Annotated in this window: 11 protein-coding genes; 5 read left to right on the top strand and 6 right to left on the bottom strand. The window is 73.8% G+C overall.

What is annotated here, in order from left to right; translation table 11 throughout:
• Nucleotides 1-206: 206 nt before the first annotated feature.
• The 5 genes from EKD16_RS02805 to EKD16_RS02785 all read left to right on the top strand — a co-directional run bounded on the left by EKD16_RS02805 (nt 207) and on the right by EKD16_RS02785 (nt 5,620).
• The gene (locus EKD16_RS02805) at nt 207-572 is read left to right on the top strand and encodes a hypothetical protein (protein ID WP_131096952.1); all 366 of its coding nucleotides are present in this window, start codon (nt 207-209) and stop codon (nt 570-572) included.
• Nucleotides 565-990: a hypothetical protein gene (locus EKD16_RS02800; RefSeq protein ID WP_131096951.1), complete on the top strand. Its 426-nt coding sequence runs from the start codon at nt 565-567 to the stop codon at nt 988-990. The genes EKD16_RS02805 and EKD16_RS02800 overlap by 8 nt, the downstream gene beginning before the upstream one ends.
• Before the next feature lie 29 nt (nt 991-1,019).
• Nucleotides 1,020-1,886 carry a sulfurtransferase gene (locus tag EKD16_RS02795; protein ID WP_131096950.1) on the top strand — a complete coding sequence of 289 codons (867 nt, stop codon included), beginning with the start codon at nt 1,020-1,022 and terminating at the stop codon, nt 1,884-1,886.
• A 337-nt stretch (nt 1,887-2,223) separates the two neighbouring features.
• Nucleotides 2,224-4,038 (top strand): S1C family serine protease, encoded by a 1,815-nt coding sequence (locus tag EKD16_RS02790; protein WP_131096949.1) that lies wholly within the window; start codon nt 2,224-2,226, stop codon nt 4,036-4,038.
• A gap of 301 nt (nt 4,039-4,339) precedes the next feature.
• Nucleotides 4,340-5,620 (top strand): glycosyltransferase, encoded by a 1,281-nt coding sequence (locus tag EKD16_RS02785; RefSeq protein ID WP_131096948.1) that lies wholly within the window; start codon nt 4,340-4,342, stop codon nt 5,618-5,620.
• Between the two features lie 128 nt (nt 5,621-5,748).
• Here the strand turns inward: EKD16_RS02785 and EKD16_RS02780 are convergent, their stop codons facing one another.
• The 6 genes from EKD16_RS02780 to EKD16_RS02760 form a co-directional block, all read right to left on the bottom strand.
• Nucleotides 5,749-6,909, bottom strand: a complete 1,161-nt coding sequence (locus EKD16_RS02780) for a DMT family transporter (RefSeq protein WP_131096947.1) — start codon at nt 6,907-6,909, stop codon at nt 5,749-5,751.
• 471 nt (nt 6,910-7,380) lie between these two features.
• Nucleotides 7,381-8,769, bottom strand: a complete 1,389-nt coding sequence (locus EKD16_RS02775) for a sensor histidine kinase (RefSeq protein ID WP_131096946.1) — start codon at nt 8,767-8,769, stop codon at nt 7,381-7,383.
• A gap of 49 nt (nt 8,770-8,818) precedes the next feature.
• Nucleotides 8,819-9,523: a response regulator transcription factor gene (locus tag EKD16_RS02770; protein WP_131096945.1), complete on the bottom strand. Its 705-nt coding sequence runs from the start codon at nt 9,521-9,523 to the stop codon at nt 8,819-8,821.
• Between the two features lie 165 nt (nt 9,524-9,688).
• Nucleotides 9,689-10,273 (bottom strand): hypothetical protein, encoded by a 585-nt coding sequence (locus tag EKD16_RS02765; RefSeq protein WP_131096944.1) that lies wholly within the window; start codon nt 10,271-10,273, stop codon nt 9,689-9,691.
• Entirely contained in the window at nt 10,263-10,436 is a 174-nt protein-coding gene (locus tag EKD16_RS25180) for a hypothetical protein (protein ID WP_165498481.1), read from the bottom strand. Before EKD16_RS25180 ends, EKD16_RS02765 begins: the two co-directional genes overlap by 11 nt.
• Nucleotides 10,437-10,553: 117 nt before the next feature.
• Entirely contained in the window at nt 10,554-11,585 is a 1,032-nt protein-coding gene (locus tag EKD16_RS02760; protein WP_131096943.1) for a bifunctional helix-turn-helix transcriptional regulator/GNAT family N-acetyltransferase, read from the bottom strand.
• Nucleotides 11,586-11,767 lie beyond the last annotated feature (182 nt).

Here is an 11,767-nt window from a genome sequence, read left to right as displayed (position 1 = left end):
AAGGGCTGCCACACGCCGCAACGCGCGTGCGCGGCCGAAGTGTCGCGCCGCCGGCGGGCGGGGCGGGGGCGGACCCGGTTTCCGACCTGCGGCGCGGTGGTACTACAGTCTGTCGTAGTCATCTGCGCCCGGTCCGCACCGGCGCGCCCAGCGGCGCGCGGGCCGAATCCGGCCGCACCGCAATCATCCGGGGGTGGAGAATACTCGTGGTCGAAGCGCTGACCACCACCATCCAGATCGCGTCGCTGATCCTGGCCGGGTGGTGCCTGGTCTCGACCTTCCGCGACCAGCCGATGGTCGTGCCCCACCTTGTCGCGGCGGCCGTGCTGTGGCTGCTGGTGATCGCCCAGGCCGTGGTCTCCGGTGTGCTGATGGCCCGCGGCGAGCGCCCCGCCGAGACCCTGATCTTCATCAGCTATCTGGCCACGGTCGTGCTTATCCCGCCCGCCTGCGCCGTGTGGGGCTTCGTCGAGCGCAGCCGGTGGGGCCCGGCCGTCATCGCGTTCGCCTGCCTGATCCTGCCTGTGATGATGGTCCGCCTCGAACAGCTCTGGGACCCCTCTCGTGTCTGACTCCGCGGGCCGCAGCGGCCCCGGCCGCGTCCTCGTCGCCGTGTACGCGATCTTCGCCGTCGGGGCGACCTCGCGCGCGGCCGTGCAGATCTTCACGCGCTTCGAGGAGGCGCCGCTGGCTTACGTGCTCTCGGCGCTGGCCGGGGTGGTCTATATCGTCGCGACCGTCGGCCTCATCCGCGGCGGCCGGACGTCGCTGCGGGTGGCGGGGGTCTCGTGCGCGGTGGAGTTGGTCGGCGTGCTGGTGGTGGGTGCGTTCAGCGTGTTCGATCCGGCGGCGTTCCCCGACGACACCGTGTGGTCGCGTTTCGGCAGCGGCTACCTGTTCATCCCGCTCGTGCTACCCGTGCTGGGCCTGCTGTGGGTGCGCCGCGTCAGCCGCGCGCGCGTATCCCGCGATCCGGACGAGGCCGTCTGACCTGCGGGCCGTGCGGGTAGCTTGCTGCCATGCCAACCGATGAGAAAACGCCCGGCCTGCCCGTCGTCGTCTCGCCCGAGTGGCTGATGCACCACCGGGGCGAGGTGCTCGTGGCCGACGTCCGGTGGTATCTGGACGGCCGGTCCGGCTACGCGGCCTACCTGGCCGGACACCTGCCCGGCGCGGTGTTCGCCGACCTCGACACCGACCTCGCCGCCCCCGCGACCGAGGCCGGCGGCCGCCACCCGCTGCCCGAGCCCGCGGACTTCGCCGCCTCCCTCGGCTCGCTGGGGATCGGTGACGGCACACCGGTCGTCGCCTACGACGACAGCGGCGGCTCGACCGCGGCGCGGCTGGTGTGGATGCTGCGCACCCTCGGTTCCCCGGCCGCGGTGCTCGACGGCGGGATCGACGCCTGGCCCGGAGCGCTGGAGACGGGCCGGGTCGAACCCGAGCCCCGTGAGCGTACTCCCGTGCCGTGGCCCGCGGAGCGGGTCGCCGACACCTCCGCCGTGCGGACCGCCACCGGCGATCCCGACCGGCTGCTCGTCGACGCCCGCGCCCACGAGCGCTACACCGGCGCCGAACCCGCCGCGGTGGACGCCCGGCCCGGCCACATCCCCGGAGCGCGCAGCGCTGCCTGGACGGGCAATCTGACCGAGGACGGACGCTTCGCCGCCCCCGACCGGCTGCGTGAGCGGTTCGCCTCGCTGGGCGCCGACTCCGCCGAGACCATCACCGCCTACTGCGGCTCCGGGGTCACCGCCTGCCACAACCTGCTCGCCCTGGAGCACGCCGGATACACCCGCACCCGCCTCTATCCGGGCTCGTGGAGCGCGTGGGGCGCCGACGCCGGGCTGCCCGCCGAGACGGGGGAGGACGGGCGGCCCGCATGACCCGGTACAAGGGACATCGGCCACCCGAGAACACCGCGTGGCCCGCGAACCAGGGTCAGTGGGCGGCCACGCGGCTGTCCGGCAGAGGAGGCGGCGGACGGCTGCGCCCGCCGTGTCGAATCCCATGATCGGACAGCGGACCCGGACGGAGTGCGAGGCGCGCCGATGTCGTCTTCGCGTCTCGAATGGGCAGGGGTACCCGGAGTTACCCGATTCGACCGCGATCGCCTTGACGGGCCCGGGCGAGACTCGAAACCCAGGTTTTCCGCTGTCTCACCGCCTTCTAACCTCGGCGCCCGATGGTTGTCGGTAACAGGTCGAGTATCCGGAGGAGCAAATGAGTGCCAGCGACCCCAACAAGGGCTTCCCCCACGGGGGCCAGGACGGCGAAGGCCGTCCGGCGCAGCCGGCCGACGCGTCCGCGGACCCGGCCCGGACCGGCGCCGACCCCGAGACCCCGGCCGAGTCCGCGGGATCGGAGCGGCCGTCCGAGGGCGGTGCCGCGCCGGCTCCCGACGCCGCAGACCCCCGTGCCGCCGCCGGGGCAGAGCCGGCCGGCGGCGCCACATCGGAGGCGGGCGATCCCTGGCGGTCGTCCGGAGCCGAGGGCCCGCCGCGTTCGAACGCAGGTCCCGGAGCCGATGACCCCCAGGCCGCGGGCCGCCACGAGCCGCCGCAGCCGCCCGAGCACGCCCAGCCCGCCCCCGGCGCCGCGCACCATGGCCCCTACGGTCCGCCTCCGCACGGCGGCACCGGCGGCCACGAAGCGGGCGCATGGTCCGGTGCGGGTGCCGCGGGGCATCCCGGCTCCCCCTACGGCCCCGGACCGGGGCACGGCGGATGGCAGCCGGGCGGGCCGGGCCACCCCGGCGGGCCCGGACACCCCGGCGGGCCCGGACACCCCGGCGGACCCGGACACCCCGGCGGCTACCCGCCGCCTCCCTACGGCGACGGCGCACCGGGGGGACCGCACGGCGAGCAGCCGCGCAAGCCGTCGTTCTTCCGCCGCAACTCGGCGGCGATCGCGGTCGCCGCTGTCACGGCGCTGATCACCAGCCTCATCGTGGGACCGGCCGCCGCGGCCGTCAGCGCCTACCTGATCGACGGCGGAGGCGGCACCTCCGCGCTGACCGACGGTTCCGAGGGCTCCGTCTCCGCCGGCGGTGTCAGCCAGGTCGCCGACAAGGCATTGCCCAGCGTCGTGTCCATCTCGGCGGGCCAGGGCAGCGGCAGCGGAGCGATCATCAGCTCCGACGGCCAGATCCTCACCAACGCCCACGTCGTCGCCGCGGCCGAGGGCGACACGGTGACCGTGTCCTTCAACGACGGCAGCGAGGCCCAGGCGCAGATCCTCGGCACCGACCCCGTCTCCGACCTCGCGGTCATCGAGGCCGAGGGCAAGAGCGGGCTCACCACCGCCAAGCTGGGCAACTCCGACAAGGTGCAGGTGGGCGCGAAGGTCGTCGCGATCGGCGCCCCCCTCGGGCTGCAGGGGACCGTCACCAGCGGTGTGGTCAGCGCCCTGGACCGGCCCGTCAACACCGGGGCCACCGGCGGGCAGCAGGAGGAGCAGCAGCCGCAGCAGCCGCAGAACCCGTTCGGGCTGCCGGAGCAGCAGCCGCAGCAGCAGGAGCAGCTGCAGACCTCCACGGTCATCAACGCCATCCAGACCGACGCCCCGATCAACCCCGGCAACTCCGGCGGGCCGCTGATGAACATGAGCGGCGAGGTGATCGGCATCAACACCGCTATCGCCTCGACGAGCGGCGGCATGGGCAGCCAGGCCGGCTCGATCGGGCTCGGCTTCGCGATCCCGATCAACCAGGCCAAGCCCATCGCCCAGCAGCTGATCGAGGACGGCCAGGCGAACTATGCGGCCATCGAGGCCACCATCACCGACCAGCGCGACGCCGAGGGCGCCACGGTGGTTGAGGTGACCGACGGCGGCGCCGCGGCGCAGGCGGGCATCCAGCGCGGGGACCGGATCGTCAGCGTCGACGGTGAACAGGTGGAGGGCCCCAACGCCCTCATCGCCGCCATCCGCGCCCACCAGCCCGGCGACACGATCACCATCGGCTACGTCCGCGACGGTGAGGAGCAGCAGGTCGACGTGACACTGTCGGCTCAGTCCTCCGACAGCCTCAACGGCTGACCCACCCGCCCGATCCGCCCGGATCGAACAGGCCGGACGGAAAGGGGAGACCGGGCCGGGGTGCGCCGCGCGGCGCACCCCGGCCCGGCGTCGCGGGGTCGGCGACACCGGCGGGCGGCTCCGCTGTGCGACACCGGGGCCGCGCTCGGTGTATTCCGCGGTGCCGGGTGTATCGTTCGCGGGACCACGCGGCACGCGGCCGCCCGGCGGGCCGCGGCGACGCCGCCGAAGGCAGTGACCGGAAGTCGACCGCAACCACGGTGCGGCCTGCTCATCCGCGCCTCGATCTGGAGACCCGACCATGGGCGAAACCTTCTCCTTCGCACCGCCGAGCCGCCATCGGACGCACGGGACCGCACAGCAGGACGGTCCCGCAGGCTCAGCCCGCCCGCGCGTACTCATCGGTTCCGACACGTTCCCGCCCGACGTCAACGGCGCATCGCTGTTCACCGCCCGGCTGGCGCGCGGGCTCGCCGAGCGGGGCGGTGACGTGCACGTGCTGTGCCAGTCTCCCGACGGCCGTCCGCATGTGGCCGAGGTCGCCGGAGTCGTCGAGCACCGGCTGCGGTCGGTGCCCTCGATGGTGCACGAGACCGTGCGCCTGGCCGTCCCCGCGGGCCTGCCCGGACACATCGACCGCCTCCTCGGCCGGCTGCGCCCCGACGCCGTGCACATCCAGAACCACTTCATCGTCGGCCGCCTGCTGCTGCGCGCCGCGCGCCGCCACGGCATCCCGGTCGTGGCCACCAACCACTTCATGCCGGAGAACCTGTTCACCTACCTGCACTGTCCGCCGTCGCTGCGCTCGGTCATCGGCGTCGGCGCGTGGCGCGACTTCGTGCGGGTCACCTCCGAGGCCGACCACGTCACCACGCCCACCCGCATCGCCGCCCAGCTGCTGCTGGAGAAGGGGTTCCACCGCCCGGTCGAGGCGGTCTCCTGCGGCACCGATCTGCACCGTTTCCGGCCGCCGGAAGGCGGAGACGCCGAACGCGCGCGGATCCGGCGGCGACTGGGCGTGCCCGACCGGCCCACGCTCGCGTTCGTCGGTCGGTTGGACGCCGAGAAGAACATCGGCGAACTCGTCGAGGCCCTGGGGCACATGACCGACTCGGACGCCCAGCTCGTCGTCGCGGGTACCGGGCCGCAGCGCTCCCACCTGGAGGAGCTCGCCGAGCAGTGCGGCGTCGCCGACCGCGTCCACCTACTGGGGTTCGTCCCCGACGTCGACCTGCCGGACGTCTACCACGCCGCCGACGTGTTCACCATCGCGGGCACGGCCGAACTGCAGAGCATCGCCACCCTGGAGGCCATGGCCAGCGGCCTGCCGGTCGTCGCCGCCGACGCGCTGGCGCTGCCGCACCTGGTGCAGACGGGGCACAACGGCTACCTCTACCCGCCCGGCAGCGCCGGCGACCTCGCCAAGTACGCCGGGGAGATCCTGGCCAACCCCCGGGACCGCGCGCGGATGGGGGAGGCGAGCCGGCGGCTGGTCTCCCAGCACGACCACCAGGCGTCCCTGGCCCGCTACGAGGAGATCTACCGCGGACTGGCGGGTATCCGCGCGGCGACCGGCGGCTGAGGACGAGCGCTGGACGGGGGAGTTTTCTCCAGATGGCCCGCCGCCCGGCAGACCAGAAGGCCGCACAGCAGACACGGGCCGCCCCTCGCCGGCCTTCTCGGTCCGGGGACCGCAGCCGGCGGCCAGGCTCACTCCACGGCGGGTTTCGCCGCCCGGCTGCGGTGGCGGCCGTAGGCCTGGCCCCGGCCGCGGTCGCGGGTGTGGCCGGAGGTTCCCGCGGACCCGGCCACCGGGTCGGCGGCGGGCTTGGCCGAGTGGACCGGATGGACGGAACGGGCGCCCGGGTCGCGGGTGCGGCTGTGCGCGGGGCCCGGCCGCCCCTCCGGCCCGGGGGAGTGGGGGCGCGGTCGCGCGTCCGGAGCGGGCCGCTCGCCGCCGTCCGACGCCGGGGCGGCGCCGCCGGCCGCCGGGTGCATCATCCCGTCCTCATCGGTCGACGCGTCCTGTACGGCCTGGCCTGTCGGTCGGCTGGAGCGGGCCAGCGTGACCACTCCTGCCACGAGCAGGACCGCGGCTCCGGCCGCGATCGACCCGTCGATCGGCCCGTGGGGCATCCGCTCGTCGAAGAAGGCGACCCCGATCGCGGCGGCCGACAACGGGTCGCTGATGAGCAGCGTCGCGTAGGCCAGCGCGAAATGCCCGCTGCGGTAGGCGTTCTGCACGACGACGGCCCCGCTGAGGCCGATCGCCAGCCCGACCAGCGTGAGCGGCTGCACCAGGGCGAGGACGTCGGTGACGGCGGCGGAGCCGATGACCCGGGCGAAGGCCGACGTGGCCCCGTAGGCGACTCCTCCCGCCAGCGCCAGCATCCAGGCCCGCGTGGTCGCCCCGGTGAACCGCGCCGCCGCGACGCAGGCCAGCATCACTCCCACGCATCCCGCCGGCATCAGGAACATCTCGGCGTGGGTGGGCACGGGTGTCCCGCCGTGGCCCGGCAGCGTGGCCAGCAGCCCGGCCAGCGCCGCCGTCACCGCGAGCGAACCGAAGACCTGCGACTTCGTCAGGCGCTGGCGCCGGAAGAACGCCGACAGCATGACCGCGAACAGCAGCCCGCTGACGCCGATCGGCTGGATGACGATCAGCGGCGCATAGCCCAGCGCCACCATGTGCGCCACCACACCCACGACCGTCAGCAACGTGCCCAGGCACCAGCCCCGGCTGCGCACCAGGAACGACAGCAGCCGCAGCTGGCCCAACCGGGGAGCCAGCATGACCGACCGCTCCTGGAAGGCGGCTCCCGCCGCGACAGCGAGCGCACCCGCGATGGCGGTGACGACTGGCAACGTCATGTGCGGTTGCGCCCTCCTTGCGTCTCGCCCGCTGTGGCGGGCGCGGCCTACGTCGGTCTGGTGCGGCGATCCGGCGGTTGCGGGCGGGCGTCGGTGGACGTTGGTGCGCGCTCTGGACAGCCGGTGGAGCCGGCCGCTCGGGCCTGGATGGGTTCCGCCGAGGCGGCACGCTTTCTTCGCTATTCCGGGCATGCCCGAACGCCCCAGCCGAGTGTGACAGGTGCCATCGGCCGGGGGAGAACCGCGGTGCCCCCACGTGCCCCTGGAACGAGGATCACGTGTTCCGGACGGCGCCGCGGACGGGCAACCGCCTCCCGAGCGCGTCCTGGAATACCTCACTGGCCTGGGCATTCTTCTAGACCGAAGATCAAGATCCGATAAAGGACCGACAAAGGCGCCGACGCGGACGATGCGCTCGTGCCCCGTGGCGACTCCGCGCGGCCGCGGCGGAGCGGCGGATACGACCGGCCCTTACGATCGCTGAGTAGGCAGCCGGAACCCCACGACAGCGCCGCCGTCGGGACGATTGTAGGCGAGTACCTCACCGCCGTGGCCGGTGACGATGTCCTGCACCATCGACAGCCCCAGGCCCGATCCGGGCATGCTCCGCGCCGAGGTCGCGCGGTAGAAGCGCTCGAAGATGTGCGCCAACTCCTGCTCGTCGAACCCGGGCCCGCGGTCGCGGACCTCCACCCGCCCCTCGCGGACCACGATCTCGATGGGTTCCCCGTTCTCGGGGGCGAACTTCGCGGCATTCTCCACCGGATTGGACAGCGCCCGCTCCAGCGCGCCCGGCAGCCCCTCGACGACCGAGTCGTCGGCGTCGACGGAGACCTCCCGACCGGTCCGCCGGCGGGTGCGGGCCGCGACGCGCTCGGCCAGCTCGCGCAGCTCCACGTCGCGCGGCTGCTCGTCCTCGCGGCTCTCCGTGGCGAGCTCCACCAGCTCGTTCACCAGGTCGGTCAGCTCCCGGGTCTCGCCCTCAAGGTCGTCGACGAGCTGCTCGCGGCCCTCCGGCGGAAGTTGGTCGAAGCGCCGCATCACGCTCACGTTGGTGCGCAGGCTCGTCAGCGGCGTGCGCAACTCGTGCGACGCGTTCTGCACCAGGCGCCGCTGCTCCTCCTTGGAGCCGGCCAACCGCGCCAGCATCGCGCTGAACGCGCTGCCCAGCCGGCCGACCTCGTCGCCGGTGCTCCGCCCGGTGCCCGCCGTGTCGCCGCCCGGCACCGGGTAGTCCAGCCGCCCGGTTGCGCTGACGTATTCGGCCGCCTCCGTCAGCCGCACCAGGCGCCCGGTCACCCCCCGGCCGACCAGCCACCCGGCCACACCCGCGCCGAAGAGCACCGCTACGCCGACGCCGAGCATCTGGCTCGCGAGCCGGTCCAGCATCCGCTCGGTGGGGGAGAGCCGCTGGCCGATCTGGATGGCGCCGTTGCCGCTTCCCAGGGACACCGACGCGATGCGGTAGTCCTCACCGCCGGCGCTGTCCTCACGGGTGTGCACGACCCCCGGCTCCTCGGCTGAGGCGATCTCGCGGTCTCTCTGGGTCACGGGCAGGAACTGCACCTTCTCGCCGCTGCGCACCTGCACGTGCAGCCCGCCGTCGGGACTGAGGATCTGGAACGTGAAGGACTGCGAGTGCAGCACCGCGGGTGCGCCGTCGCCGTCGAACGGGTCCGCGGCCGGGCCGCGCAGGTCCCGCGAGAGGCTCTGTACGGTGGTTTCGAACTCGTTCTGCGCATCGGTGCGGATCAGAAACGCCGCAGTGTTGTAGGCCAGCGAACCCACCAGGGCGATCACCAAGGCGGCCACCAGCGCGAACGACACGGCGAAGCGGGTGCCCAGTCGCCAGTCGCGCATCGGCCGGATCCGCCGCACCCGGTTCGCGAGAGCGCTGCGTGTCACCGGCTCACCCCGTCTCCTGGGGACGCACGGTGTAGCCCACGCCCCGCACGGTGTGGATCAGCGTCGACGCGCCCTCCGGTTCCAGCTTGCGGCGCAGGTAGCTGATGTAGACGGCGAGGTTCTTGGACTCCGGCCCGAAGTCGTAACCCCAGATGCGGTCGTAGATCGTCGGGTGGTCCAGCACGATGCCGGCGTTGCGCACCAGCAGTTCGAGCAGGTCGAACTCGGTCTTGGACAGTTCGACCTCTTGGCCGCCCCGCCACACCCGGCGCGAGCCAGGGTCCATCCGCAGGTCCCCGACCTGCAGCGGCTCGACGGCGCCCTCTTCGGCGGCGGGGCTCGCCCGGCGCAGCAGCGCGCGCAGCCGCGCCAGCAACTCCTCCAGCTCGAAGGGTTTGGGCAGGTAGTCGTCGGCGCCGGCGTCGAGTCCGGCCACGCGGTCGGAGGTCTCCACCCGTGCGGTCAGCATCAGGATGGGCGTGCGGTCGCCCTCCTTGCGCAGCACGCGGCACACGCCCAGGCCGTCGACACCGGGCATCATCACGTCCAGGACCAGCAGGTCGACCGGCTCCCCGTGCACCTCGGCCAGCGCCTCGACGCCGTCGGCCGCGGTGCGCACCCGGTAGCCCTCCAAGCGCAGGGCCCGCTCCAGCGAATCGCGGATGGCGCGGTCGTCGTCGGCGATCAGGACACTGCCGGCTCGGGTCATGGCAACCATGGTGGACCATCCGGGTTAGCCGCCGGTAAGAGGAACACTCGGTGCGGGGAAGGTCCTCGGTGCGGATGTGGCCGAGCGCTGTACCGGGTGGTGAGAACCGTCGCGGTGCGGTTCGGGCGGGCCGCTGCGCCGGGCCGCGGCGGGCCGGGCGCCGGGTCAGACGCGCGAAGCGAGAAAGGCGCGGCCCGTCGCGGCGATCCCGGCCCCGAGGAGGACGGCGCCCGAGCCGACGCCGCTGACAAGGGGCACCAGGGGCGCCAGCGCCGCGGCGGCCAGCGCGAAGCCCGCTGCGCTGAGCAGCGCCAACGCCGCGCCGGGTACGGCGACGCTCGGCGCCCGCCACACCGCCGCCAGCGCTATGAAGTGCACGCCCACGACAAGCGCGATCCAGGCGAGGTTGGCCTCGGCGGGTGCGCCCAGCTCGCGCAGCACGGGGAAGCCGCCGAACAGCACCACCGCCTCGGCGGCGACGACGAGCAGAAAGCCGCGGCCGAACATCGGTGGGCGTCCGGCCGATGCGTCGTCGGCGCCGCTTTCGCCGAACGCGCCGCGGCGGGCCGCGGCGAACCCGAGCGCGACCACAGTCAGGAAGGCGGCCACCGCCGCGACGCGCAGGGTGGCGGAAGCGGCGGCGGGTAACGGGGGCTGGACGTTGACGCAGACGAACACCGCCCCGAAGGACGAGCCGATCAGCAGGCCCGCGAAGCGCGGGTGCATCGCGGCCGACCGTTCAGCCGCCATCGCCGCCATCGCCGCCGCCCTTCTTCTGGAACGCGGCTCCGAAGGCGATGCCCACTCCGATGCCCAGGGCGATACCCACGGCCAGGTTGTCCAGCGCCACTCCGAACGCGACGCCGGTCCCCAGGCCCAGCGCGAGCCCGGAGACGGCGGATGTCCACTTCACGGTGCAACGCCTCCTTCACCCGCCGGCGGCGTCGGGCCGCCGTGCGGAACGTCATCGGTTTGATTGGACGCAGACCGCCGGCCGTCCGTTCCGTGCGGCGCGGCGGTCGCCTCTCGGTCACAGCTCGCGCTCCCACACCTGGGCCGCGAGGTTCCGCCCGAAGACGTGCTCCACGTGCTCCTCGGCCAGGCGGAAACCGGCACCCTCGTAGATGCGCCGGGCGGCCGCCAGCACCGAGTAGGTGGACAGCACCATGCGCCGGTAGTCCGCTGCGCGCGCGAACTCCACGCAGCGCCGCACCAGCAGCGAGCCGACGCCGCGGCCCCGCGCGCCGGGCTCCACCAGGAACAGCCGCAGCCGCGCGGTCCGTTCGTCCTCGCGGACGCAGGAGATGCACCCGGCGCGTTCGCCGTCCGCCTCGGCGATCCACAGGTGCTGCGCGGCGGTGTCGCCGAACCGGCCGTGCTCGGCGACGAGGCGCGCCACCCACGCTTCGAAGGAGGAGTCCCAGCCGTACTCGTGAGCGTAGAGTTCGCCGTGGCGGGCCACGATCCAGCCCAGGTCGCCGGGTCGCGGCGCGCGCAGCGACGCCCCGGCGGGGTGCGCAGCAGAGGGCGGCGGCGCCGGTCGGGCACGCTCGCCGTCCCTGCTCTCTCCGCCGTCCCCGGCACCGGGGGCGGCGTCGGGGGTGCCGGGCGCGTCGAAGAGGCGGCGCACTGTGGCCATCGCGTCGATCAGCCGGCGCCGGTCGTCGGTGGACAGGTGCGACACCAGGCCGACGACCTGCTCCCGGGCGCGTTCGTCCAGCGTCTTCGCCGCGCGCAGCCCCGCGTCGGTCAGCTCCACGACCTGCCTGCGGCCGTCCTCGGGCGAGGGCGAACGCGAAACCAGGCCGTTGCGCTGCAGCCGGGTCAGCACGCGGCTGAGCTGCCCGGCGTCCATGTCGAGCTCGCGGCGCAGATCCAGGGCCTCGGCGCGGGCGCGGTGCCGCAGTTCGTACATGATGCGGGCCTCGGTCAGCGACCACGGGGAGTCGAACAGGCCGGGCTTGAGTACTCCGACGCGGCGGGTGAAGAAGCGGTTGAACGCGCGGATCGCGGCGACGTCCTCGTTCGGGACGCCGGCGGCTTCGGGTTCGGGCGTGCTCATGGCCTCCCACACGGGTGCCCGCCCCGGTTGACCCCCCGGTCAGCGCCGGAGCGGGTTCATTTGACTCAGGCAAACAATCTACCGCGGTGATCGCCGACACGAAAGGGGCCGGGACGCCTCTCCGCCCGTGCGGCGCCGCAGGCGGCCGCCGGAGCGGGCCGCGGGTGCGCGCTCCGGCGGCG

The organism is Streptomonospora litoralis, assembly GCF_004323735.1.
In the GTDB taxonomy this organism is placed as follows: domain Bacteria; phylum Actinomycetota; class Actinomycetes; order Streptosporangiales; family Streptosporangiaceae; genus Streptomonospora; species Streptomonospora litoralis.
This window is presented reverse-complemented; position numbering and strand designations above follow the sequence as displayed.